A 26,179-nucleotide genomic window follows, 5' to 3' on the forward strand; every position below is an offset into this window, starting at 1 on the left:
CTGTCATGGAAGTGATCTATCGGGCCAACGATGGAATCGAAGCACAGCTGCTGGTCGATCGGCTCGAGGCTGAAGGCATTCCGGCAGAGATTCATGGTGCGTATCTGCAAGGAGCCGTCGGCGAATTGCCTCCAGGTGGTCTGATCAGCATTCTCGTCAACAGCGAAAATCGAGAACGCGCTCGCGAGGTGGTCGCCCGCTGGGAAGCCGAACGGGCCAACGAGCCCGTCAATGAGCATCAGTCCGCCGTCGGCAAGTTCTTATGGTCCGGCCTCGCACTCCTGTTGGGCTTGGCGCTGGGTGTGAGCGGATCATTCTTCTACTTCCAGGCGCCGTCTTCCAGCGATGGCGTGGACTACAACGACGATGGGACCCTCGACGAGATCGTGACCTACTCCCCAGCAGGCCACCCCATCCGATTCGAGATGGATCGCAATCTCGACGGCAGGATCGATCTGATCCTGCGTTACGATCGCCGAAATCGGATCAAGGACGGCAGCAGCGACGATGATTTCGACGGCACGATGGAAACGAGCCTGACCTACGTTCGCGGCAACATCAATCTCGCGGAAACCGACACCGATGGCGATGGCAAGCCCAATATTCGCTGGCGTTACAACAAGGGCGTCATCGATACAGTGGAGACAGTTGTTCCCGAGACTGGCCGGTCCGCTCGCATCGCGCACTACCATCTCAACGCGCTCGTCAGCGCGGAGGTCGACGTCGACCTAGATGGCAAAGTCGACACGCGGGTGTCCTACGATGCACTCGGAAGGGAGACGGAATCCGAAGTGTCGAGTGCGTCGAAGAAAAGTCCCTGAACGTGCGTCTGCAATTCTCGATGCATTGCCCATTTCGCGATCGAGCAGGTCTGACATGGCCTGATTGCGAGTCTGGCCAACTTCGCCGGGCTTGACTTGCCCGGACTGTGACAGGCCAGTCGAGGCTTGCGTACGATTTCGATCTGCAGCAGCATCAACATCCCCAACAACGAGGTTCACCCACATGAAACGCGTTGCAATGCTCCTGGTTCCGCTGATGCTTGCCGCTTGCGCGAGCACGCCCACGACCACCACCGATACCGCCCCCGGCACGGATTTCTCGAAGTACCGTACCTTCACCTGGGGCGACAAGCCCGACACCGGCAATCCGCTCGCCGGCCAACGCATCGTTGCCGACGTCAACGCACAACTGCAGGCCAAGGGATGGACCGAGTCTGACCAGGGAGACGTCACCCTCGTTGCACACGTGGCCACCAGCCAGAAGCAGACCATGGATACCTTCTATACCGGCACACGCTACGGCGGCTGGGGCTGGCGCGGCGTCGGAATGGGCATGGGCAGCGCACAGACCGTGGTCAATACCTACGATGTCGGCACCCTTGTCCTCGACATGTTCGATACCAGCACCCAGCAGGCCATCTGGCGCGGAACCGCCACGGCCACGGTGCCCAGTTCAACCAAGGCGCAGAACGCCAAGATCGACGCCGGCATCGCCAAGATGTTCGCCGACTTCCCACCGGGCAGCGCCGCTTCCAAATAGGCGAATCTGATTGCCGATCCCGGCCTTGTGCCGGGGTCGGCGCAGTCATTGCGCCGTCCAGCGTGAGGGCGATTGAGGTCGGCGCGCTGATGCCGGGTGCCGATATCGATTGCCCGGCTTACTGCCCTGCGCGCAGCGTCGAAAGCATGTCCGGTGGTGCGTCTTCTGCCGCGCTTGCCCAACTCTTGTTGGGGGATTTCGAGAGCTCATGGCGCAACCGTCCGCCGCGTTCGACGAACGTCGCCGGCAGCCAGGCCCGTGACGTTGGCACCCCATCGACTTCCAGCGCTCGAATATAGGTGCTGCCAGCACCCGCGCCGGGCGCATCCACGACGATATCGCCCGCGGCACGGCGGACCGTCGCATGCGGGAACAGGGGCGTGGAAATCACCAGCTCGGCGCGACCGGGCCAGAGGGGATACAGGCCCAGGGCCGACCACACGTACCACGACGACATCGCGCCGAGGTCATCATTGCCCGGTATGCCATCGGGTGCCGCCTTCCACAACGTGTCGAGAACCTGGCGCACGGTCTGTTGCGTTTTCCAGGCCTGCCCGGCGTGGATATACAGCCACGGCGCGGCGACGGACGGCTCGTTGTCCATCTCCGCGTGCAGACCGCCCATTCCGGTCAGTGCCCAGTCGCCATCCTCGTCATGAAACAGGGCATCCAGACGCTCCCCCGCACGCTGCTTCCCGCCCAGCGCTTCAAACAGTCCATGCACGTCGTGCGGGACCATCCACAGATATTGCGCCGCGCTTCCCTCGGCAAAACCTTCATCGGAGACCGGATCGAATGCCGGCCAGGAACCGTCTGCATTGCGATTCTGGATATAGCCACCGGCCGGCGACGCATCAGGATTGAACAACTTTCGCCATTGCCCCGAGCGTTCCAGCATGTGTGCAGCGGTGGCGGAATCCCCCAATCGCTGCGCAAACGCGGCCAGGGCGAAGTCCGCGCTGGCCTGTTCGAGCGTTTCGGCGCCCCCGCCCCAGGCAAAGGTATCGGCCGGCAGGTAGCCCAGTGCCAGCGAGCGTTGCAAATCGGGGCGCTGGCCCACGCACATGATCGGGCAACCGCGCTTGTCGCTGTCACCCGGCGTCGGCACGCTGGCTGCACGGACCAGCGATGCCAGCGCGGCCTGGCTTTCGAAGCGCGTGCCGCCGAATGCATGGATTGCGGCTACCGCGGCTGCGGCCGGGTCGCCATTCATGACATGCGTGGCGCCCGTGTTGTGGGTCCAGCGGTCCCATACGTCTGAATGTTGCCGAGCCTGGTTCAGCAGGGACTGCGCCATGTCACTGCCCGCAGCGGGATCGAGCAGGGTCACCAACTGCAGTTGGGACCGATACACATCCCATCCCGAGAAATTCGCGTATTGCGCACCCTGCGGGGCAATCAGTCGGTGCGTCCTGCCATCAAATCCGGCGTACTCGCCGTTGTGGTCGCTGAACACGTTGGGATGCAACAGGGAGTGGTACAGGGCAGTCCGGAAGATCCGGCGCTGGTCATCGGTGCCATCTTCGATGCGGATGGTGCCGAGTCGTTCGTTCCAGGCCGCGCGCGCGTCGGCGCGAACTTCTGCGAACGGTGTGCCGATCGGAATTTCGGCATCGAGATTGGCCTGCGCATTGGCCAGGCTGACATAGGAAATGCCAACGCGAACACCGACATCACGCTGATCATTCATATCGAAGCGCAGCCAGGCACCACTGCCTTTCCCGACCTCCGGGTAACCGTCGCTGCCATAGCCGGTGCCGCCTCTCGCCGACACGGCGCCGACCTGGATTGCGGCGTCGTGCCAGGTGCCGTGGCCGACAATCGGGCGATCGAAGTGGGCAACGAAATACAGAGTGTAGTAACTGCGTCGTGTTTCCTCGTCAAGATAGCCGCAGAAATTTCCGCTCGTGACCGAACCACTGACCGTGCCTGCATTCGTGTCGATGACCACGCTCGCATCGCTGCTGCCGACTTCCGAATCCGAGCTGCGCACGAGCATGCCGGCAGGCGCGCCGGTCGGATAACGAAAGCGGGCGATGCCGCTGCGCATGCCTGCGGCTAGTTCGACCTTGACTCGATTGTCCAGACGTACGGCGTAGTAGCCCGGCTCGGCGATCTCGTTGACGTGCGAGTAGCGACTGACAAATGTTTCGTCCCTGGCATCCATCGCGGGCGAAGACTCGGGCTCGCCCAGGATGGGCAAGAACGGGATATCGCCGCTGGCGCCGCGGCAACCGGTGCCGGAGAGATGGGTCAGGCTGAATCCGCGTACGCGATTGACGTCATAGGCATAGCCACCGGGTGCGGCGACGCGACTATGGTCGCCACGCGAGGTTTCCGGACTCCACGACAACATGCCGAATGGCCGCACGGCACCCGGATACACGTTGCCGCCATGGGCCGTGCCAATGCGGGGATCGACCTCGGCGGCCGGGTCCTGCTCTTTCCAGGTCGCACGCAGCGGATGCGCCTCGGTGTTCAGGGTGATTGCATCGAAGTCCAGCGCGCCGGGCTCGAACAGCAGGTAGAAATACTTGAAGGTCTCGGCGAGAACATAGCTCTCCATGCGATCCTTCTTCTGCTTGGTAATGACACTCTGCAAGGCCGCGTAGCCGACATCATTGCGGCAGTAGCGAACGAAGTCACGGAACAGCGTCCTGCCCATGGCCAGGTATTTCGGATCGCCGCTGAAGTGGCTCAAGGCATAGGTGGATTCGACGATTTCCGGCCGCAATGCGTAGCCCGGATAGGGAATCGCGCCGCTGCGGTAGTCGTAGACCTCGGGTTCGATGCCGTGCAGCTGCCACATGGAAAACGACGAGTCCTGCAATCGGGCGGCACGTGAAACATCGCCCGATAGCGCAAGCAATGCCGGAAAGAAGGCATCGAGCGCGCCAAACGTCGTACTCGTGCGCTTGCCGGTGACCATGTCGGCAGCGCCATACCAGAGCGCGCCCTCGACTTCGTCCGCCAGATACGTATTGGCCGCCTTGATGGCCGATTTCCACATCGAAAGACATTCCCTGTCGCCGAACAGACGCCAGCATTTCCACAGGTATTCGTAGTAGGAATCGATGCCGCCGGAAAGGTGGGAGTCGGTCTCCAGCCACTGTCCCGTCTCGGCATCGATCCACGAACCGACCAGAGCGGTCGCTGCGCGTCGGTTCCAGGTTTCGACCAGCGCGCGCTTGGCTTTCTCGTAGTAGACCGGATTCCCGGTCAGCTTCGACAGGGTTCCGAATTCGAGCAGCAGGGTTCCGGTCTCGGCGTGATTGGTCTTCGGATTTCGGGTCTTGCCGGTGCGCAGGTTGACCTCGACCCAGGGCAGACCGGTCGGCGAATCGAACACCGGAAGCAGGCGGCGGCCGAGATCGTCGGCCTTTGCCAGCAATCGCTCATCGCCTGTCAGCTGGTAACCCGATAGCAGCCCACCGAGCAGTCGAATCGTGATCTCGAAGTTCTTCACGTAGATGTCGCGATCGAAATCAAGCCGGGTCGCAATCAGCTCGCGGGCTGCATCGGCTTCATCGTCGAGGCCCATCAGGATCAGAGTGTCGAGGGCATCGACAGGCGTCATCAGCAGCGATTCGCCATACCAGTCGTGCGGCTTGTGCGTGAGCGGCGCGAGGTCGTCATGCCCCCAGGCGTATTGCTTGTAGCCGTTCCAGGCATGCAGGAACTCGGCCTTGACCTCGGCTGCGAGCTTCGCGGATTCGGCGGTATCCACCGGAGCGACAACCTCGGCAGCGCATGTCGGGTTGATCCACAACGCAGTTGCGAGGATAAGGTTTACGAGCCAGCCGTTTTTCATGTCTTCCACTCGCGTGCGATCGTGATGGTTCGGGTTCGCGCCGCGCATGCCGGAATCTGCGAACCGCATGGCGCTCAAGGTCTGCCCACCGCGTTCATGCAGACCTGCGCCGGATCATGGCCAGCACTTCGTGACAGGCGCCCATGGTGTGGTAGTCGGTCTTTCCTGCAGGACTCTTTTCGTCGGAGTACTTGCGGTTTTCGCGATCGAGGATGCGGTACCAGGCGCCGTGTTCGTGATCGACGAAATTGCGCCAGGCGTAGGCCCAAAGCTTGTCGTAGTCATCGATATGGCGCGGGTCTCCGCTGCGCTCAGCGAGCAGGGCTGCTGCGGCCAGTGACTCGGCCTGCACCCAGAAATACTTGTCGGCATCGCAGATCACACCGTCCGGCGCGAAGCCGTAGCAGAGTCCGCCATTGACATCATCCCAGGCACGCGCCATCGCTGTCTCGAACAGATGGGTTGCAGTCGGCAGCAGCCAGTCATGCGGCCGGTGACGGTCGAGGATCAGCAGCAACTTGGCCCACTCCGTCTGGTGTCCCGGCTGGAATCCCCAAGGCCGGAACAGATGTTTCGGGTCATCGCGGTGATAGTCCCAGTCGATGTTCCAGTTCTCATCATGGTGTTCCCAGACCAGACCGCCGGCCTTCGCCGCCTGGCGTCGGGTCATCGCGTCTGCGACAACCAGTGCACGTTCGATATAGCGGCGCTCGCCACTCGCTTCGAACGCAGCGATCAGCGCCTCGGTCAGATGCATGTTGGCGTTCTGTCCGCGGTACGGCGAAAACACCCATTCGGCATCGGCTTCATCGCGATAGAGACCCGATTCGGCATCCCAGAAACGTTCTTCAAGCAGTTGCCAGGTTTCGTCGAGCCACGGGATCGCGGCTTCGATACCCGCCTTCATGGAAGTGGCATAGGCGAGCATGACGAAGGCCATGCCATAGGCGTGGCGTGTCGCGTCCAGAACCTTTCCGTCATGAAGCGTCCACGCGTAGGCACCGCTGATCGGATCGCGGTGCGCCTCGCGCAGGTAGGACAGGCCGTGCCGCGCGATGTCCAGGTAATCGCTTCGGGAAAACTCCCGCGCAGCCATCGCGTAGTTGAAGACAAATCGCGTGCTGCTGACCAGATGCCGGTTGCTGTGGTCGTAGATCGAGCCGTCATCCCTGAAGTAGTGGAAGAACCCGCCACGCGCATCGATGCAGCGCGGATGGTAGAAATCCATCGTCTGCGCAATGTGCGAGCGCAGGAAATCGATCGACCAGAAATCCGGAAGCGGAATCATGAAGACGCGACCTGCATCGACAGCACCTCATCGCGCCGCAGAAGCGCATTGACCTCGCTGGAGCTCGGCATGGCCGCAAACGCACCTCGCCGGGTCACGGCAAGCGCGCCGCAACCAGCGGCGAACCGGAGCACGTTCTCGAACCGGGGCACGTCTGCAAGGAGTTCCATCAGGCGGTCCCTGCCGGACGCCTGGTTGGCCAGCATGAACAGCAGTCCGCCAGTGAACGCGTCGCCTGCGGCGGTCGTATCCACCGCGTCGACAACGAAGGCCTCCATCGAGCCATTCGCGTTTCGCGTATGCCATCGTACCGGCCGCTCCGCGTCGGTGACGATGACGAGCTCGGCGTGGTGCGTCCAGATTTCCCGTAGTGCCGCTTCTTCACTGCCGCTGGATTCGGCGAGGAAGGCCAGTTCCTCGACGCTAAGCTTGACCACATCGGCCAGCGCCAGCGCGGACCGGATCCGCGGTGCGGGATCGGTTTCTTGCGGCCACAGAGCAGGACGAAGATTCATGTCGAAGCTGACCAGTACGCCAGCCTCGCGGGCACGACGCTGGCAAGCAAGCGTTGCCCGGGCGATCCCCTCCTCGGTCAATGAGTTCGAGCAGGCGTGGAAGACGGATGCGTCGTCGAACACAGAGGCCGATAGCCGGTTCTCGCGAAACAGCAGGTCGGCGGCAGGACCGCGATAGAAGCTGAAACTGCGTTCACCCCGGGCATCGTGTGCGACAAAGGCCAGCGCCGTCGGTGCCGCGCCGGTACGCTGGATGTGACGGGTACCCACGCCGGCACCCTGCAGGCTGTCGAGCAGGAAATCACCGAACATGTCGGTGCCCAGCGTGCCGACGAATTCTGCCCTGCCACCCAGCCTCGCCACCGCGACCGCAACATTGGCCGGCGCGCCGCCCGCATGCTGCTGGAAGCTTCGGGATGGTGAGGTATCCGCAAGCCCTATCGGCTGGAAATCGATCAGGGCCTCACCGAAGCAGACGACAGCCTTCATGTCAGTGCCCTGCCGCGCGCGCCGCGCGATTCGTGTCGACATCGCCGGGAACCTGCGCGTCACTGTCGATGCGCGAGCCTCGCAGACCGTAGTAGATGATGTAGAGGTAGCACAGCAGCGGCAGCACGAAGGCGAACTGCACGCCGATGCGGTCGGCAAGCATTCCCTGCAGCAGCGGCACGATCGCGCCGCCGACGATGGCCATGATGAGGAGACTGGAGGCCTTGTCGGTCATCGCACCCATTCTCGCGATGCCGAGGGTGAAGATGTTCGGGAACATGATCGAATTGAACAGGCCGATCGCGACAATGCTCCACACGGCAATGCGTCCTTCGCTGATGATCGTGATGGCCACGAGCACGGCGGCAATCGTCGCGAACACCCCCAGCAAGCGGCCCGGATCCAGCTGCCGGAGCAGCACGAAACCAACGAAGCGACCGATCATGGCGCCGCCCCAATAGAGGGACACATAGCGCGCCGCTGCCGATTCGCTGATGTCGCCGATAGAGGGCATCGACAGGTAGTTGATCAGGAAGCTGCCGATCGATACTTCGGCGCCTACATACAGGAAGATCGCGATCACGCCGAGGCGCACATGCCGAAAGCCGAGCACATCGGCGAAGCGATGGTGCGCGGCATCGGCTCGTTCGGTGGCCTCGGTCAGGTTGGGCAGACGAAACGCCCAGACGAGAAATGCAAGCACGAACAGGGTGGCTGCGATGCCGACATACGGCCCCGTCACCGCCGCCGCCTGCTCGCTGCGATAGGCCAGCAGCGCAGCCGGGTCGAGTCGGGCCAGTTCGGTAGCGCCAAGAACCGCACCGGATAGTATCAGCGCACCGCCGAGCGCAGGCGCAATCGTGGTGCCCAGCGAGTTCAGTGCCTGGGCGAGATTCAACCGGCTCGACGCCAGTCGCGGCTCGCCCAGCAGGCAGACATAGGGATTCGCGGCGACCTGGAGCAGAGTGATGCCACTGGCGAGCACGAAGAATGCCGCCAGGAACACCGGATAGGAAATCCATTGCGCAGCCGGGATGAACAGCAGCGCGCCGACACCGGTCAGGCCGAGTCCGAACATGATGCCGCCGCGATAGCCCACTCTTGCGATGAGCTTGCCGGCCGGCAGTGACATGACGAAGTAGGCGCCAAAGAAGATGAACTGCACGAGCATGGCCTGCGCGTAGTTCAGCGTGAACAGGGATTTCAGATGCGGGATCAGCACATCGTTGAGCACCGTGATGAAGCCCCACATGAAGAACAGCGTGGTAGCGACGATCAGCGCCGTTCGTGGACTTGCGATGCGCTCATTCATGGGGTCGTTTTCCGCTTGAGGTCGGTGGCGGACAGGTGCTTTCTCGCACGATCAGCTGGACCGGAATGGATCGACTCTCGATGCCGACTTCGGGATCGCGCATGCGTTCGAGGATGCGTTCGGCGGCCTGGCGCCCTCGTAGGCGCGGTGCGGTTGCGAGGGTCGTGAGGGGTGGAACGCTGAGCGCTGCTTCGGGAATGTCGTCGAATCCGACCACGGCAAAATCCACGCCGGGCCTGCGCCCGCGAGATACCAGGCCGAGTTGCAAGCCCAGGGCAACGGCATCGTTGTAGCAAACGGCGGCCGTCGGTGCCGGATCACGCGCGAACAGTGCGCCAACCTGTCGAGCCGCTTCGAGTCGCGTGGGTGCGGTCTCGATGCGCCAACCCGGTTCGGCGACGATGCCGGCATTTGCCAGGGCCTCCAGATAGCCCTCGCGACGTTGCCGGCAGGAACTGGAGTCGCGATGGCCTCCATAGAAGGCAATGCGTTGATGACCGAGCGCGATCAGATGTTCACAGGCAAGTCGCGCTCCGGTCCGGTTGTCCATGGCCAGGTAGTCCCATTCGCCATCGAGTTCGCGATTGAACACGAGTACCGGCATATGCTCGCCGACCACGCGTGCCACGCTCTTGCCATCGCTGCCTTCGGCGGGCGAGAGGATGATTCCGGCCGGTGCGTGCTCGACCAGGGAAGCCAGCACGGCTTGCTGTCGCTGCACCGATTCGCCCGTGCTGCCGAGCAGGGTTACGAAGCCGACGTCCGCCAGGGTTTCGTCGACGCCTGCGGCGAATTCGGCAAAGAACGGGTTCGACAGGTCATTGACGACCAGGGCAATGCTCGACGCCGAACGGGAACGCAAGTTCGCAGCGGCGCGATTGTAGATATAGCCGATCCGGCGAATCTCGGCCTCGACCCGGGCCCGGGTCTCTGCATGCACGAGCGGACTGCCGCGCAACACCAGCGAAACGGTCGCCCGCGACACGCCGCAGCCGCGGGCGACATCGTTGAGAGTCAGTTTCTGGCGTGGCTTTGTCATCGCGGATGGGGTTTGGATCGATCTAAACCGTGCCAGTTTGCTCCTGCTTCCACAGGATTTCCACGACGCGCTGCAGCAAGACCAGCCCGCTTCCTCGTGCTAGCGTGCGAATTTGGATCGATGCAAGTGCTGCATCCATCCAGCCACTGAATGCCCCTGCCGCCATGTAGTGCGGCGCGTACCCATTGGCCGTTCCCGGCGCGCCCTTAAAACCAAGGAATCGAGAATGCCTGCAGCCCCAGTGTTCACCTCTGTCCGGCAGGCGGTCCTGGCGATGGCCAGTGCCGGCTTGCTGTCGCTCGCAGCGGCGTCCTGCCTTGCCGCAGAGGGAGTGCTGTCAGTGCCCGCAGCCCCGCAGGTCGATCCGTTCATCGGCACCGGTGGCGAAGGACATACCTTTCCGGGCGCCGTGGTGCCGTTCGGCATGGTCCAGCTCAGCCCGGATACACAGCTGAAGACCCGCAAGGAAGGCTATGGCTGGGCCGCGGGCTATCGCTACGACGACAACACCATCTTCGGCTTCTCGCACACGCATTTTTCCGGCACGGGACATTCCGACCTCGGCGACCTGCTGGTCATGCCGATCGCCGGTGAAGTGAAAATCGAGCCGGGCAGCATCGATCAACCCGGCAGCGGCTATTTCTCGCGTTTCACGCACGATGACGAGGAAGCCCGTCCCGGCTACTACGCCGTCACCCTGTCCGACTACGGCATTCGCGCGGAGCTGACCGCGGGCGAACGCATCGGCGTGCACCGCTACCGGTTTCCCGCGAACCAGCCCGCGCATGTGCTGATCGACCTGCGCACCAGCATGTACGACTATCCGGGCAAGGTCCTGTGGTCCCGGTTGCGCCTGCGTGCCGACGGTACCCTCACCGGCTTCCGCGAAACCCGCGGCTGGGCACCGGCACGACAGCTCTATTTCGCGATGCGCTTTTCGACGCCGGCCATCGGCCATGCCCTGCACAGCACCGAGCAGGACATCCTCTACAAGGGATTCGCGCCCCCTGCCGTCGATGACCCTTCAGCACGCGCGCAGATCGAAGGTCGGGCGCTGGTGGGCGTGGTCGACTTTCCGACCGACATGCGCGAACTGGTCATCAAGGTGTCGATCTCGCCGGTCAGCGAAGACAATGCGATTGCCAATCTCGATGCCGAAATGCCGGGCTGGGATTTCGACGCCGTGCTCGCCAGGGCAGAGGAGGCCTGGCGCGATGCGCTGGCCGTGTTCGAAGTGGAAGCGCCCGCATCGATGCGATTGAGCTTCTACACGGCGGTCTATCACGCGTTGATGGCGCCCAGCCTGTTCATGGATGCCGATGGCCGCTACCGCGGGCCCGACAATGCCGTGCACCAGGCCAACGGGTTTCGCAATGTCTCGACATTCTCGCTGTGGGATACCTATCGCGCCCTGCACCCGTTGCTGACCCTGATCCAGCCTGAGCAGCGTACCAACGACTTCATCAACTCGCTGCTCGCCGCACGTCGCGAAAGCGCCTACGGCATCCTGCCCGTGTGGTCTTTCCAGGGGCAGGAAACCTGGACCATGATCGGTTACCACGCCGTGCCGGTGATCGCGGATGCGTGGATGAAGGGTATCCGTGGCTACGACGGCGAGGCCGCGCTCGACGCGATGATCGCCAGTGCAAGCTATGCCCCCTACGACGGCCTCGGCGACTACATGCAACTGGGCTACGTGCCGATCGATCGCGAAGGCGAGGCTGCGTCGAAGACGCTCGAATACGCCTACGATGACTGGACCATTGCGCGCATGGCGCGAGCCATGGGCAAGCAGGATGTGGCGCTCCAGTTCGGGAAGCGTGCGGGCAACTGGCGCAATGCCTTCGACGAGGAAACCGGCTTCCTGCGCGCGAAGCTGGCCAACGGCCAGTTCCGCGAACCGTTCGATCCTGCCGCCAGCGGCTATGGCACCGACTACACCGAAGGCAATGCCTGGCAATACTCGTGGTATGTGCCGCAGGACATTGCCGGCCTGATCCAGGCGTACGGTGGCGATGCTCCATTCGTCGAGCGCATCGACGCCGTATTCGATGCCGAAGTCGATCCGAAACTGTTCGAGCACATGGAAGACATCACCGGCCTGATCGGCTGGTATGCGCATGGCAACGAACCCAGCCACCACGTTGCCTACCTCTATGACTACGCCGGCCAGCCCTGGCGCACCCAGGAACGCCTCAAGCAGATCATGGATTCACAGTACGCCGCGCGCGTCGACGGCCTCGCCGGTAATGACGATCTCGGCCAGATGTCCGCCTGGTTCGTGTTCACCGCGCTCGGCTTCTATCCGGTTGCGCCGGCCAGCAACGAATACGTGATCGGCCGCCCCTTTCTCGATCGCGTCGCCCTGAACCTGCCCAACGGCAAGCGCTTCACCATCGTTGCCGAGAATCTCGACGACGCGCACACCTACATCGGCAGCGTCACCCTCAACGGCAAGCCGCTCGAACGCAGCTTCATTCGCCATGAGGAAATCATGGCCGGTGGAGAGCTCCACTTCACGATGCAGGCCGAACCGAACAAGCAGTGGGCAACTGGCAAGAACGCTCGCCCCTATTCCATGGGCACACTTTGAACGACGCCTTGTATTCCGCCCTATTCTCCGCGCGCAGGCGTCGAGCTTGGCGGAAGACTTTCGTTCCCTGCACCGATCGATGGACCCACGTCGCCACAGTGCCCGTTGACGCATCGGTCGTTCTGCTCGGTTGTCCGGTCAACGCCAGAGTGGCATCTTTTGCACTTGACCTGTCACATTCTTGACGACCGTCAGCAAGTCGTCATTGTTGAGCTAGATTTCAGCCACAACCAGTCGCCATGATGACACCTTGCTTCCCCCGAAGATCTGCTCATGAAACTAGTGGTCGTTGCAATCCTGATTCTTTCGACTTCGATATCCGTCGCGGGCGATCCAGTCGCACCATTGCCAGCCGACCAGGAGCCGTTCAAGTGCACGCGTTGTACCGACTGGAATCAGCCGGTCGAGCCCTGGCGGCTCAGCGAGAACAGCTGGTATGTCGGCACCAAGGGGCTTGCTTCGGTGCTGATTGTGGACGATGCCGGCCTCATCCTGATCGACGGTGGCCTGCCCCAGTCTGCGGCGCAGATCCTCGAGAACGTGCGCAAGACAGGCCATGACCCGGCAGACATCCGCTGGATCCTGAACTCGCATGCGCACTTCGATCACGCCGGCGGCATTGCCGCCTTGGCGCGAATGACCGGGGCACGTGTCGCGGCGGGTCGTGATGGCGTCATCGCATTGACCCGGGGCCCCTATAGTCCAGGCGACCCGCAAGCTGCTTTTGGCGAAAGCGCACGCTACCCCTCCGTGGATTCCGTATTCGCCGTCGACGATGGCGATGTCATCCGCGTCGGCAAAACCCGCGTCACTGCGATCGCTACGCCCGGTCACGCACCGGGTGGCATGAGTTGGACCTGGCAATCCTGCGATGCAAATCAATGCCGCGACGTGGTCTATCTCGACAGCCTGAATGCCGTGTCTTCGGACGACTACCGCTTCAGCGACCATCCGCAGACGCTGGCTGCGCTGCGGGCGAGTATCGATCGGCTGGCCGCGCTTCCGTGCGACGTGGCGATGGCGGCACATCCTGATCAGGTGCCGAAGTCCCCGGGCAATTCAGGCACGCTCTGTACCGCCTATGCCGATTCCGCGCGTGAACGTCTGGAAAAGAGACTGAAGAGCGAGTAGTCGGGAAACCCTTCCGAAGCACGCACAACGCTAGGGAATATTGGGCTTGCGCTCCAGCGTTCTGGATTCACCATTGGTCTCGAGCGTGATGGCATCGCTTTCGGAAACCGCCTTCATCGCACGGCGAATACCTGCGCATGAAGTCTCAACTGCCTGACCATTGATCGAGGCAATGCGCTGGCCCACCTTCAATCCGGCGTTGGCTGCGGGCGAGCCATCCCAGACCCGGCTTACCGTGACGGCATCCTCGAAATCCAGGCTGAAGCCGAAAGAGGACCGGGCATACGGGCCATCCCGATACGATTCGAAATACGCAGACAGCAAGCGATTGTCGAGCGTCACGACAAAATGCTCCAGCACTGATGCACCGATCAGACTGGGTGCCGATTCCCGCAAGGTAGCGACGACACGACCGAGGGACAGGGTTCCGATCGACAGCGATTTCAGTTCGGCCTGCTGCTGGGTCGTGTCTGGCGCACGCCCACCCAGCGAGCCACCGCTGGATCCGTATCCGGAAACGGTCTTGCCCATACCTCCGTTTCGCCTTGCGCCCTCAAGATCTGCAGGCGAAATCGCCAGATACTCGGGAGAGCCCGTATCCAGCATGGCCTTGCTGCTGGCTTCGCGTGCAAGGCGAATATCGAAAATCGGAGCGTGTGGATAGCCGAAGTCGTGAAGTGTCTGTCGACCGGCAACTTCCACGTGCTCGAGTGCTTTCAGATTGGTATTGCAGCGCAGTCGGGAATCCTGCACATCGATTTGCCACGCACACAGTGGCAACAGTTCCGATCCGATCACACCGTCGAACAGGCATTGCGCCACCTTCGGAAACTCGGCGACGAAAACTGGCACCTTGTGGAACGTTGTCCCGCCCAGGCTGAAATCGGCCTGCATGATGTCCGTGTCGACTACAGCGCCATGCGCATCCTTGCCTTTCGTCCTGTCGACAACCTCCAGCTTCATCTCCGATGCGAGCTGTGCACTGATCATCGACGGTGAACCCGTATCGAACACGAAGCGGCGCGGCAGACCGCCCACTTCCACTTCCACAAAGAGCTTGGTTGCCAGGACTTCCATCGGAACATCGATCTCGATCGACGTCTCGTCCACATAAGGACCCTCTGCGATCCATTTCGGCGGATCGCCGGCCGCCAGCGCGAGCGAACTGATCGCAATGCATAGCGTGCAGAGGAGCTTCCAGATCAACTTCATGCGGATCCGCCATCAGGGTGGACGGCGAAGTGTACTTTGGAGTCCTTGATCCAACAATCCGAAAAGCGCGAAGCAAAATGCCTGCCCGATGTGCGGCTTGATCCGCAGCCCAACTTTTCGAGCTCAGAAACTATTCGAGCGGCTCGTCATGGTCAGACAACGCACAAAACGAATACCGAGGCTCCACATGCCAACCGTCGGCGACAAGCTGTAGACGGGCAAGGAAGCGCTCCTCGTGGAAGCATTTCGCCAAAAGCAAGGGGCAACCTATTGCAAGAGCAAGAGTTGATTCTCCTCGCCTATCTCAGCAAGAGCTCCGGATATTCATTCGCTCAGTCGTTCCCATGGATCGCGAACGGCCGAAAGTTTGCGTCGCAGTAGGCCTAGCCAGCCCGAATAAATCCCCCTTTGCGCTCGGACAGTTCGGCCAGGTAACCTGGTGAACCATGCTCGATTTGGGGATGACGAATTGTGGGAGCAATCGGTTGGCGGCGTTGGGCGTACATGGCACCCATTGGATCGTTCCTTGGAGACGACCCGCTCGCGATCCTCGGACAGCTTGCGGACGCGTCTGATTTCCCGCTTGAAGAGACCCAGAAGAGAGCCTGGCTAGAGCAGATCAGTGTACTCAAGCAGCTACTGGCCTACAGCGGAAATCGCGGCGCACTCTACTTTGAATTCGCCATTCCACGCCTTGGAAGGCGAATAGATGTAGTGCTGATTCTTGACCACGTTGTGTTTGTCCTGGAATTCAAAGTGGGTGAGCGCAGCTACCCTTCGAGCGGCCTTGACCAGGTCTGGGACTACGCGCTTGACCTCAAGAACTTCCATAAGCCCTCGCATGATCTCCCATTGGTACCCGTTCTTGTCGCAACTCATGCACGCGGGGTCCCGCTCGCTACCCTCGTGACAGATCACAATGACGGTTTGCTGCAACCAATTAGAGCGAACGCAGACAATCTCAAGAACGTCATTGACATGGCCCGAGCGTTCTTCAAGGCGCCGCCAATCGACTGGAAGCATTGGCAAGCAGGTAGCTATCACCCGACACCGACCATTGTGGAAGCAGCCGCTGCTCTATACGCCGGTCATTCCGTCGAAAACATATCTCGTAGTGATGCGGGGGCGGAAAACCTTGCATTGACCGCGAATCGCATCAGCCAACTTATTGAGCAGGCACGTCAACACAATCGTAAGTTCATTTGCCTTGTCACTGGCGTTCCCGGCTCCGGCAAGACCCTTATTGGTTTGGACGTGGCAAACCGTCATACCGCCAGGGACGATGCCCTCTACAGCGTGTTTCTTTCTGGCAACGGCCCACTTGTGCGCGTTTTGATCGAGGCACTGGCGCGCGACGAGGTTCAACGTTGCAAAGAGCAGGGACATCGAAAACGAATCGGTGAAGCGCGCAGCGCGGTCAAGCGATTCATACAAGCAATTCATCATTTTCGGGACGAGGGCCTTGTCGACGAGAAGCCACCGATCGAGCACGTTGCATTGTTTGATGAGGCGCAGCGCGCGTGGGACCAGGCAAAGACCGCCGACTTCATGCGCAGGAAGCGCGGATTGTCCGGTTTCAGCGCATCCGAGCCCGAGTTCCTGATTTCCTGCATGGACCGCCACCAGGATTGGGCGGTGGTTGTTTGCCTCGTTGGATGCGGGCAGGAGATCAATACAGGTGAGGCGGGGATTGCCGCTTGGCTGGACGCGGTACAGGATAGATTTCCAGACTGGCACGTACACCTGTCGCCGAGGCTTGTGGAAATTGAGTATCACGCCGCCGACCAGCTAAGTAGGCTTGCGCAACGGAGTCAAGTTTCCTATGACGAATCGCTGCACCTTTCGACGTCCATGCGTTCATTTCGGTCGGAGAAAGTGTCATCGTTCGTCAATCAGTTACTCGCACTGGATTTGGAGGCGGCAAAGCACACACTTTCAGCAGTGCTGCATCATTTCCCAATACGACTCACTCGTGATCTTTCGACAGCAAAGAATTGGCTTCGAAGTCAGGCCCGTGGGAGCGAGCGCTATGGAATAGTTGTTTCATCGCAAGCACAACGACTAAAGCCGCATGCAATTGATGTTCGAGCGACGGTCGACCCCATTCATTGGTTTCTGCACGACAAGTTTGACGTTCGCTCCTCATACTACATGGAGGATGTCGCAACCGAGTTTCAGGTCCAAGGCCTTGAACTGGACTGGGCATGCGTTGTCTGGGATGGTGACCTTCGAGTTGGCGTCGATGGTTGGGAATATTTCGGATTCGTGGGAAGCCGCTGGCAGCGAGTGCTCAAGGACGAACGGCGACGATATTTGCTCAATGCTTACCGAGTCTTGTTGACCCGCGCACGCCAAGGAATGGTAGTCGTTGTGCCTGAAGGCGACTCAATGGATCCCACTCGTAGTAGTTGCTTCTATGATCCTGCTTACGAACTGCTTGTAACCACGGGCTTGCCTTGCATTTAGCTTGTGCCAGATGTTTCGAATCGGTTCCTGCAACTTGCATGGAGACCTCGCAACTGCCGGCAATATGGATCAGTAATTCGTTTTCCTTTTCAGAGAGCGATTGACCACCAAAGACTCTTCCCCGCCCATCTCGAGGAGTCCCTATATTGAACGCCTACAGTCGGCACTCTATCGGCAGGACCGGCGGCTGGAGATCGGTGCGATTCGAGCCACTGTAGGACAAGCCGTCGACCGGCCTTGCTAGACCGCAAAGCCAGGAGATGGGCACCTGCTTTGCACTCGCAACAGCGCCGGGACGCAACGTAAGCCAATTTCCTTGGATCGATTTGTTCACCCGATTTCCGAATTGAATATTGATCGCCCCTTGCTCAATTTCAACCTGCGCGATGAAGTTGCCAAGTATCTGCCCCGCCGGCGGCAGTCCGGCTTCGACATTGTTGACCGGCAGGCGATGCTTCCTCGCGTAGAAATCCTGCACCGCGTCACGGGCAAATTCGACAAAGACAACCGTCTCCTGAACCTGAGTGCGAATGACGCGGTCCTGAAAGTTTGGCAGCGACATTGCTGCAAGAATTCCGATGATCGCAATAACGATCATGAGCTCTATCAAGGTGAACCCGGAAGCTTCGTGGCAAAGCCGATTCTTCTCAGCCTGTATTTTCATGGCGATCAGTTTCCTACTAGCGCACCCAATTTGAAGATGGGCGAGTACATTGCGATCACGACCGCAGCCACGACAACTCCGATTGCAATCTGTGCAAGTGCAGGCGCGATTGCTGATTGATGCTCAGGCAGCGTATCCGCGATGCGCCAGCGAGCGCGCATTGCCGCGAGCGAGTCTTCAGAGTCGGAAATTCGTAGTGCCGCTCGAAATGCGCTATCAAAACCAGGGGCACATTCCAGCAAGGTCGAGATGTCCTGACCGAGATGCGCTGAGTGAAGAATCGCTGCGCACTCTCTTGCAAGGATATCGCCCATATACCAGTCCTTCGCCGCTTCGATCGCTGCTTTTTGCGAGGACGAATTAGCAGCAGCGAATCCGAGCCACCCGGAGATCCTGTCACTGTTGCTCTGCCGGATGGCCGATCCAACTAGTGGCAGGGTCAGAAGCAGTCGGTCGATTGGCCGAAGCAAAGGGCCGAACAAGAAAGGAAATACTCGCCAGATGACCAAGGCGAGCAACACGAAGATACCGACATAGATGAAGGGGCCCGAGGGGCCGATCAACGCATACACAAGCTGCGTCACTGCCGGCATGGGCGTATTGGCCGCTTCGAACATCGCCTTGAACTGCGGTAGCACAAATATCGAATGAATTGTCAGCACGATTACCAGCAAAATCAATTCGATCCCGATGAGGCCCAGGGAGACGCGCCCTTGAGCACGCTTGATTTTCTGGCGACCGATCAACCTCAACGCCGATTTACCCCGCCCCCGTGTTTCGCAGTCATGAACAAAGCTGGCAACGTGTTCTGCGGAGTTTGGAAGGTTGCCCGATGATGGAATGATGGCGCTGATGGCGGACGACAGGGGAAATTCTGATGCTGAGCCGGCCTGCGGCGGAAGAATCTTCTCCGCTACCAGTATCTGGACAGCGTTTGCCGGCGTCACCGATTCCTCAAGCAGCGCCAGTAGCCGGCGCGAGACTTCGGCTAGATGGCGACGAACATTTGCTGCACTGGCCATCGATGCTCCTGAATTCCTTGAGAATGGTGAGTAATCAATCTATTTCCGACAGATCGACGGCAGCCATCTTGAGTCGACCGGATCCTCGGCGATGTTGCCTATCGCGTGGTACCCGTTGGACAACTCTGGATCTTTACCCCCGCAAGACCAGACAACAGGACTGCCACGGATTTCATCGTTCACAAACGGCTGGAAAGTAAGCGTTCGATACATGGCCGGACGTTTGTGGCCCTTGCCTAACGCCAAGGTTGCGACCATGGAGCCATCGCTCACGCTGAGACCCTGCAGGTAGTTGCCTTGGAGGTCCTCTGGCGCGCGCAGCCCGGCTTCTTCGTTGTTGGCGGGCATTCGCCCCCATCGCGAGTAGAAGTCATTGACCGCAATTTTTGCATCGCCAAGAAATACCAGTCCCTCGGCGACCTCTGAACGAATGACGTAGTCCCGGTAGGCTGGGAGGGCAATGGCAGCAAGAATGCTGATGATTGCCACTACTAGGAGCAGTTCAGCAAGGGAGAATCCCGCATGAGCAATGGTCTTGCCGGAACGGATTGACCAGGAGATTGCGAAAGGGATTGTAGGGTCGCGTCGAGCCTCGCAACCCAGGCGCAGCCGGTCTTGTTCACCGGTGACGCGTCTGCTACCGATCGACTCAGTGTTGGTTTGCAGGCGCTCGTCCGCCACCATTTTGGTGCACATCGCCGCCCCCGTTGGCAACTTGTTGCCGAATCGACAATATAGGAGTTTTGACGGTTTCGAAAGACTACGTAAAGTAGGCAAGACCGCCTTCCCTGGGGATCTACCTCAAGTTGCTCCCTCGCTTGTCGGAGTCAGTTGTTCGTGTGGCAGATTCATCCCATGACGTATTCAACTGTGGGCTGCGCCTCTCACGCCTGAAGCTTCCGCTCATGGTTCGACAAGCTCACCACGAGCGGAAGCTGAACTGCTCAGGGATGCTAGCGCGCCGCGTTGCTGTCCATCGTCGCATTGCGACTCGAGTTCAGGTACTGGGCGGGGTCGCGCATGCCGCTGGTATGGCACTGACCGGTGGCGTGGCCGCGGTTGATGGCACCAGAGAGTTGGCCCTTGGTCTGCTCGGTGGTGCCGTCCTCGGGGTCACTCAGCACGAGGTCGGTGGCGAACTGGCAGTAGTCGTTGACCCACCAGTGGGTGTACTTGAACGAGGTGGTGTAGTAGTTGACCTTGGCGCGTGCCCAGCTCGGAACACCCGATAGCCACGATGAGGCGCCGCTGTAGGTCATGTCGCTGTTGGAACCGCAGGCTATACCGAACCAGCTGCCCAGCGTCGCCAGAATGCCGGACAGGTTGGTGCCCTGGTAAGGCGTGCCGACCGACTGCATCAGGCGATTGCCGGTGGCATTGTCCAGGCCGCTCCAGTAGTAGGTATAGAGGTGCAGCGAAGCGGCGCCGCCCTGACTGTGCGATACCGTTCCGAAGGAGTTCCAGGTCGAGCCGAAATCGCGGATGCGCAGCGCGAACTGATCGTGACTGCGATTCTGGTTCACATCGAGGAAGGTCGAATCGTTGCTGAACTGCGAGGCGGGCCAGACGCCTCCCGAGCAATAGCCGTGCACGAGCAGCAATCGCGTGCCGACCCCATTGGCACCGCTCACACTGGCCGGTCGGGGTCCCATGGTCATGCGTTCATCGACAACGATGTCGGCGGGTTGGGCAGTTGTGCGCAGGTTCGGAAGCTCAAGAGCCATGCTGCCGGCCGAAGCGACCGCGATGAAGTGATCCGGATCTTCGATGCGCAGGTTGCGCAGCTCAAACGGGGCCTTCGCGCCTGACTTGGCGATCCAGCGTTCGTCGAAGCCCAGTGCCAGGGCGCCATCCTTCGGACTCACCATGCCACCGAGCCAGGCAATCGCGACCGGATTGCCGCGAGCGTCCGTGCCCCAGACTTCGCCAATCGCGCGATAGTGCTGACCTGCCGAACGCGCCTCTACCGGCACGCGGATGGACAAGCGATCATCGTCGAGAGCTTCAGCAATGGCGCGTGTTGCAGTCACGTCGATGCTGGCATTGACGACGGGCAGCAGGTGCTCGGCCGTGCGCACGAAATTCCTGCCGCGATGATTGACGCCACGCACTTCGACTTGTGCGATGTAGTCCCCTGCCAAGCCAGCCGGGAAGTCGCCGGCGAACAGGCCGTCACCGGCGATGCCGTCATTGTGCCGACCATCATCGAACATGGGATAGGTAGAACGGCTGCCATCCGGAGCAGTGACGCGGATGCTGGCCTGGTTGATGCGTCCCGCCGTATTGCCGACTTGTACGCTGTTGTCGCTGGATGTCGTCACCAGCGCAGTCAGGCCGAGACGCTGTCCGACCAGCTGGCGGGTGTGGGTCTGGTAGGAAGCAAGCTCGGTCGCTTCGTCCCCTTCGACAAGGACAAATCCATCCCTCGAGCCGGCAGCACCATGCAATTTCAGAGTCCAGCTGTCGCCATCGAGCTTTTCAAAGTCATAGCGAGTAGCCGGAACGCGCGCTCGCTCGATACCGAAATCGGACTGGATCACGCGAGCTGCACGTGAAGCCGCAGGTGCCGAGCGACCTGTGGCGGTCAGCATGTCCACCTGCCAGTTTGCGTCGGCCGGTTCAAACACCAGGAAGCGCAGCTTGCCGTTCTCATTCGGCAGCGTGGCTTGCCAGCTGCGCTCGGAGGAACCGGAACCGGCGAAATGCACCGGCAACAGCGCGCTTCGAGAATGAATGGTGGCGTCGACCGGAGATGGCGCACGCATGCTTGCAATCTCCGATGCCGGGCCGGAAAGCTGCTTTGCAAAAGCCGCCACGTCGGCTGCACCTTCGGCGGCGATCAAGGGTGCAGAAATGGATAGCGTGAGAACTGAAAGTGCGAGATTGATTCGGTTCACAGCATTCCCTCCCAGGAAAGGCATTGGTTGAACGACAGGGTTGGCCTCCGAATACGGGCGACCGCAATGAACCTGCTATCGCACTGCGTACCGACAATCCCCTTATCGGCACCCAGCTCCCCGCGATGGAAGGCTCTCCGGGAGTCTGTACGCTACCGTATGGAAAAAGCAAGACGCACTGCAAAAAAGCCGATTGGCCAATTTTCCAGCATTATTGAACCTGCTTCGTCCTTCGCCGAACCTGGTCTATGCAGGCGGGCGGGTCCTGTACTTCAGGTAGCAGGGAAAGCTTCCATCGTTTTCCCTGTAGCGATCGCTCAGGGTGATGACTCCAAGCTCATAGGCCTCAGACCCTGACGACAACGATAGCGGCTTGAAGGTGACGGCCACTTCCTTGGTGTAGGTTTCATCGAACGGGTAGTCCGTCAACAATTCCGCAGCCAGGCTCTGCGCAAGCACGCACAGTTGATCTTCCGGAAGCTCGCTTTTGAGATCAACATCAAACACCATGCTCTTCTTGAAATCGTTCCTGACCGAAATCGACTTCAGCTCAAAGGTCCCGCTTGCATACCGAGTGTTGGATATTTCAGGTGCACGGTGCGACCAGAGTGAGTACCCAAGATAGCCGAGCAGTATCGTTCCCAACGCGAGTGAGAGCTTGATAGTTGTTGTCAGTACTGGGTTGTCCCGCCTGTTCGGCGGGGCAATGAATAGACTGAAGGCGAGCGCTGCCAGTGCGTCGACCTTGGGAAACAGCAGGAACGGAATTTTTCTATCCCACTCCATTAGCAGCAGCGCGAACGACAGCACGCAGAGAATTCGGAAGTAACCCGTCCACTTCTGACCTGGCCCGGGAAGCAGAACCAACCCTGTTCCGTAGACCAGCATGGAGGGGATATGAAGAAATCCCCAATAGAATGGCAGAGGTACGGCGTATTCCGAAAAACTGGACTTGACATTATACAACGACGGGTACCCCAGCGTGATGGCTGCATACCCAGCCAGCAGATTCACGCATATCAGGAATGCCAGCAGAACCAGCAAGCGGCGAGTCATTGATACGCGCGCATTCGCGTGGCTATTCGCAGTTGTGTCTGCCATTCGCAATCCTGATAGGGGGCGAAGGAATTATCCCTTCCACAAGCAGATGGTCAACCCGACCGGTTCAGTGGTTCGTGTCATCTCAAGGTCCGCAATAAAGAAGGCGATCCCTGCAGGTTCGCCCTCTCCGTCACTCAGTCATCACTTGCGATGAGTGTATCCCGATCAGTTCATCGCTTCGCCAATCACCGAACCATCGTCCGGATCGATCATGGGTTTGAATTCTTCTCTCTTGCCATTGTCGGCTTCGACCATCCAGAGTCCGTTCTTGAAGTCGACGTTCCTGACGTTCGGGTAGTCGGTGGCCGTCGGCCAGCACATGGAGTCTTCTGTTTGGTCTCCCCCTTGACGTTGCGAATGCCAGCTTGTCTTGTTGTCGGTGCATCCATGCAGACGCCGCTTCGCTGCCTTCGCTAGACTCTGACTATTGACGCTCCAGCGAGGCTTCCAACATGGCGACATCGGACCCACTGATATTTCTGCCCTTGCTGGTTCAGGTGTTGCTTACCGTCATCGTGTATGTCGGGCTGGCAGTAGCGAAGGCGCGCGCCTTGAAGCACGGACAGGTCGATCCCGTACGCAGGGCGCTGCACGCCGATGCCTGGCCCGAAAGCGTGCAGAAGATCAACAACAACATCCGCAACCAGTTCGAGGTACCGGTGCTCTTCTATGCACTTGTCCTGATGCTGTACGAGCTTGGCGAAACCGGAGTGCTGACCCAGGGGCTCGCCTGGCTGTTCGTTGCCAGTCGCATCGTGCATGCGTATGTCCACACGGGCGCAAACATCGTGCGCATCCGTCGTCCCGTATTCATGCTGGGCTGCATCGTGGTGCTGGCGATGCTGGTGCTGGCCGCCGTTGCCGTGCTCAACGGGTGAAACAGCGATTCGCCAGCGAGCCTGAATGCGAGCTTGTCTGACGAAGCTCGCGATGCCATTCACCTGACAACAACAAGAATTCAGCCTGCCCCAGTCGCCGTGCTGTTTGTGACTAGGGACTTCAAGGTCACGTAGCCACGCCGCTGCCAGTCCATCAACTGAGGCATGTCGATCGGTCGTCGTCCGACCAGCTCGGTGCGGCCGGCTTCTGTCAACTCGACAAACTCGACACGTCGGCGACCGGAATTCTTCGCGTGATAGAGCGCCGCGTCGGCCCAGCGAATGGCATCGACCAGAGGCGCTTTCCAGCTCGCTTCGAGCGGATGGTGGACATAGCCGCCTGATACGCTGACGGGCATCGACTGCTCGTGCCAGGGAACGGGCTCGCTTTCGACCTCCTTGAGCAGACGCAGGGCATCGCGCTCCAGGGCCGAGGCATCTCGATCATTGAATATGACCAGAAACTCTTCGCCGCCCCAGCGGTAGAGTTCATCGTCCGCGCCCAGCACTCGCCGAATACGCTCGACTACGGCTATCAGCACGGCGTCGCCAGCCTCGTGCCCGTGCTGATCGTTGATCGCCTTGAAGTGGTCGAGATCGAGCAACAACAGTCCCGTTTTCAAACCTGTCGACGATGAAGGCTTCTTCTTGACGCGTCGCTGGAACTGGTAGCGGCTCGAAGCGCCGGTCAACGCGTCGAGGCGCACGATGTCGGAAAGCTTGTCGCGCTCCTTGCGCGCGCGACGGATTGCCAGGAACAACAGGCCGCTAAGACTGATGGCGAACAAGGCAATGACCACGGCCAGGGCCTTGCCAAGCTTTTCGGCGCGCAGCCGCTCCTCCTGCATGCGGTTCTCGGCCGACAAGGTGACTACACGGTGCTCCAGCTCGCGCGCGATATTGCGTGCCTGCAGTTCGGCGATGGCGCGGGCCCTTTCGTTGCGGAACAATTGCGTCCAGAGAGCCTGGCGCTGCTCCATCAGGGTCACGGCACGTTCGAACTGCTGCTTGCCGCGCAGGGTTTCTATCTGTCGATCCAGTCCATCCAGCACGTCGATCATCTGGCCCTTGCCCTGGAAGAAGTCGGTCGCCTTCTGCATCAGCGCAGCACCTTCGTCGACCCGGTTCAGTTGCATCAGGGCATGGCCGCGCAACATCCAGCACTTGGCCAGGTAATAGGTGTTTTCGGATTTCCTGGCCAGGGCTTCGTTGCGATCGATCACCTCGATCGCCTGCTTCGGCCTGAAACTGGCAAGCTGCCATTCCGCGCGCAGGTTTCCCAGACGCAGCGCCGTGAAGGTGGAGTCGTCCTGCTTCGCAAGCTGCTCGGCCTCGCCCAGCGACTCCTCGGAAGCATCAAGGTTGCCCTCCTTCAACTGCGCCATGGCGCGTGCAGCAAGCAGTGAGATCCGGTTCTGCAAGGGCATGGTCTTGATCGGCAATGCGTACGCGCGATCAATCGTTTCAAGCGCCGATTCGGGCAAGTCCATGGCATTGTAGAGCTCGGCAATCGTGGCCAGGCGAAACAGCCGCGCGCGCTCACTTCCGACGGGCAGCTTTGCTGCCCAGTCCAGTCCAGCCAGTTGGTGGCGCAATGCCGAGTCGAAGTTGCCCGCATCGAAATACATGTTGCCGTAGCTGACTTCGAGCGCCTCCATGACTTCTGCGGAAGCATCCGAGCTGATGCGCGCGTGGACTTCGTTGAGCTGGCTGATGTACTTGCCGATGTCATCATCGACATGACTCATGAACACCCGGCGGATGTCCATCAGGTTGACTGTGTCCGAGTCCCCATTGGCTTCCGCAAGAGCGCGCAGCTCCTGCATCATCGCCAGCATCTCGTCGAAACTGCGCTGCCCGTGCAGCACGGCCAATCGGGTCTTAAGACGTTCCCGTTGCAGCGGATAATCCGCGCTGGCCGGAATCTGTGCCTCGATCTGCTTCAGTTGCTGCTGCACGTCGGTCGAGACATCGCCTGCAACCCGCAAGGCCTGCAGCTGGCGGATGAGGTCTTCGTTGGCGACGGACTCGGCCCGGCAAGACTGATAGGCAACGCCCAGCAGGACAAGGCCGGCCAGCAAGACCCATCGCCAGGCAAGCGCAAGCAGCCGGGCGATCGTGCTCGCGGGCGTCAATCCGTGACTGAGATGGATTTCCATTCGTGGCGTCATCCGACCGGTTGGGGGCAAAGTCTGGTCTTCTGTTCAAGGCCGGCCCGG

At 60.4% G+C, this 26,179-nt stretch carries 19 protein-coding genes; 6 read left to right on the top strand and 13 right to left on the bottom strand.

Annotated elements, in window-relative coordinates:
• The first annotated feature begins 5 nt into the window (after positions 1-5).
• Both R3F00_RS09970 and R3F00_RS09975 read left to right on the top strand, forming a co-directional pair.
• On the top strand, positions 6-821 hold the full coding sequence (locus R3F00_RS09970; RefSeq protein WP_371281632.1) for a DUF2007 domain-containing protein: 816 nt from the start codon (positions 6-8) through the stop codon (positions 819-821).
• 184 nt (positions 822-1,005) lie between these two features.
• A complete protein-coding gene (locus tag R3F00_RS09975) occupies positions 1,006-1,542 on the top strand; it encodes a DUF4136 domain-containing protein (RefSeq protein ID WP_371281633.1) in 537 nt (178 codons plus the stop codon).
• Between the two features lie 118 nt (positions 1,543-1,660).
• Here R3F00_RS09975 and R3F00_RS09980 read toward each other — a convergent pair whose 3' ends face one another.
• Genes R3F00_RS09980 through R3F00_RS10000 form a run of 5 tightly spaced genes read right to left on the bottom strand, consistent with a single transcriptional unit; the run spans position 1,661 to position 9,996 of the window.
• Positions 1,661-5,422, bottom strand: coding sequence for a GH92 family glycosyl hydrolase (locus tag R3F00_RS09980; protein ID WP_371281634.1), 3,762 nt, complete (start codon positions 5,420-5,422; stop codon positions 1,661-1,663).
• A gap of 25 nt (positions 5,423-5,447) precedes the next feature.
• Positions 5,448-6,641 carry an AGE family epimerase/isomerase gene (locus R3F00_RS09985; RefSeq protein ID WP_371281635.1) on the bottom strand — a complete coding sequence of 398 codons (1,194 nt, stop codon included), beginning with the start codon at positions 6,639-6,641 and terminating at the stop codon, positions 5,448-5,450.
• Positions 6,638-7,645 (bottom strand): carbohydrate kinase, encoded by a 1,008-nt coding sequence (locus R3F00_RS09990; RefSeq protein WP_371281637.1) that lies wholly within the window; start codon positions 7,643-7,645, stop codon positions 6,638-6,640. Before R3F00_RS09990 ends, R3F00_RS09985 begins: the two co-directional genes overlap by 4 nt.
• A 1-nt stretch (position 7,646) precedes the next feature.
• Positions 7,647-8,957, bottom strand: coding sequence for a sugar MFS transporter (locus R3F00_RS09995; RefSeq protein WP_371281638.1), 1,311 nt, complete (start codon positions 8,955-8,957; stop codon positions 7,647-7,649).
• Positions 8,950-9,996: a LacI family DNA-binding transcriptional regulator gene (locus R3F00_RS10000; RefSeq protein ID WP_371281639.1), complete on the bottom strand. Its 1,047-nt coding sequence runs from the start codon at positions 9,994-9,996 to the stop codon at positions 8,950-8,952. The genes R3F00_RS09995 and R3F00_RS10000 overlap by 8 nt, the downstream gene beginning before the upstream one ends.
• Before the next feature lie 226 nt (positions 9,997-10,222).
• On the opposite strand from R3F00_RS10000, the gene R3F00_RS10005 reads away from it, so the two are divergent.
• Together R3F00_RS10005 and bla are read left to right on the top strand one after the other, a co-directional pair.
• Positions 10,223-12,589: a GH92 family glycosyl hydrolase gene (locus R3F00_RS10005; protein ID WP_371281641.1), complete on the top strand. Its 2,367-nt coding sequence runs from the start codon at positions 10,223-10,225 to the stop codon at positions 12,587-12,589.
• 273 nt (positions 12,590-12,862) lie between these two features.
• A complete protein-coding gene (gene bla, locus R3F00_RS10010; protein WP_371281642.1) occupies positions 12,863-13,720 on the top strand; it encodes a subclass B3 metallo-beta-lactamase in 858 nt (285 codons plus the stop codon).
• A 30-nt stretch (positions 13,721-13,750) separates the two neighbouring features.
• Here the strand turns inward: bla and R3F00_RS10015 are convergent, their stop codons facing one another.
• Complete coding sequence (locus tag R3F00_RS10015) at positions 13,751-14,932, bottom strand: aspartyl protease family protein (RefSeq protein WP_371281643.1); 1,182 nt, start codon at positions 14,930-14,932, stop codon at positions 13,751-13,753.
• A 504-nt stretch (positions 14,933-15,436) separates the two neighbouring features.
• Here R3F00_RS10015 and R3F00_RS10020 point away from each other — a divergent pair.
• The gene (locus tag R3F00_RS10020) at positions 15,437-17,398 is read left to right on the top strand and encodes a DUF2075 domain-containing protein (RefSeq protein WP_371281644.1); all 1,962 of its coding nucleotides are present in this window, start codon (positions 15,437-15,439) and stop codon (positions 17,396-17,398) included.
• A 154-nt stretch (positions 17,399-17,552) separates the two neighbouring features.
• Here R3F00_RS10020 and R3F00_RS10025 read toward each other — a convergent pair whose 3' ends face one another.
• The 6 genes from R3F00_RS10025 to R3F00_RS10050 all read right to left on the bottom strand — a co-directional run bounded on the left by R3F00_RS10025 (position 17,553) and on the right by R3F00_RS10050 (position 23,403).
• A complete protein-coding gene (locus R3F00_RS10025; RefSeq protein WP_371281645.1) occupies positions 17,553-18,062 on the bottom strand; it encodes a pilin in 510 nt (169 codons plus the stop codon).
• Positions 18,063-18,067: 5 nt separating this feature from the next.
• Positions 18,068-19,084, bottom strand: a complete 1,017-nt coding sequence (locus tag R3F00_RS10030) for a hypothetical protein (RefSeq protein WP_371281646.1) — start codon at positions 19,082-19,084, stop codon at positions 18,068-18,070.
• A 39-nt stretch (positions 19,085-19,123) separates the two neighbouring features.
• On the bottom strand, positions 19,124-19,780 hold the full coding sequence (locus tag R3F00_RS10035) for a pilin (RefSeq protein ID WP_371281647.1): 657 nt from the start codon (positions 19,778-19,780) through the stop codon (positions 19,124-19,126).
• Positions 19,781-20,037: 257 nt separating this feature from the next.
• Positions 20,038-21,981, bottom strand: coding sequence for a choice-of-anchor X domain-containing protein (locus tag R3F00_RS10040; RefSeq protein WP_371281648.1), 1,944 nt, complete (start codon positions 21,979-21,981; stop codon positions 20,038-20,040).
• Positions 21,982-22,227: 246 nt separating this feature from the next.
• Positions 22,228-23,082, bottom strand: coding sequence for a hypothetical protein (locus tag R3F00_RS10045; protein WP_371281649.1), 855 nt, complete (start codon positions 23,080-23,082; stop codon positions 22,228-22,230).
• A 165-nt stretch (positions 23,083-23,247) separates the two neighbouring features.
• The gene (locus R3F00_RS10050; protein ID WP_371281650.1) at positions 23,248-23,403 is read right to left on the bottom strand and encodes a hypothetical protein; all 156 of its coding nucleotides are present in this window, start codon (positions 23,401-23,403) and stop codon (positions 23,248-23,250) included.
• Between the two features lie 131 nt (positions 23,404-23,534).
• Between R3F00_RS10050 and R3F00_RS10055 the strand changes: the two genes are divergently transcribed.
• The gene (locus tag R3F00_RS10055; RefSeq protein WP_371281651.1) at positions 23,535-23,960 is read left to right on the top strand and encodes an MAPEG family protein; all 426 of its coding nucleotides are present in this window, start codon (positions 23,535-23,537) and stop codon (positions 23,958-23,960) included.
• 80 nt (positions 23,961-24,040) lie between these two features.
• Here R3F00_RS10055 and R3F00_RS10060 read toward each other — a convergent pair whose 3' ends face one another.
• Positions 24,041-26,119: a diguanylate cyclase domain-containing protein gene (locus R3F00_RS10060; protein WP_371281652.1), complete on the bottom strand. Its 2,079-nt coding sequence runs from the start codon at positions 26,117-26,119 to the stop codon at positions 24,041-24,043.
• Positions 26,120-26,179 lie beyond the last annotated feature (60 nt).

The organism is Dokdonella sp. (assembly GCF_041395345.1).
Lineage (GTDB): Bacteria > Pseudomonadota > Gammaproteobacteria > Xanthomonadales > Rhodanobacteraceae > Dokdonella.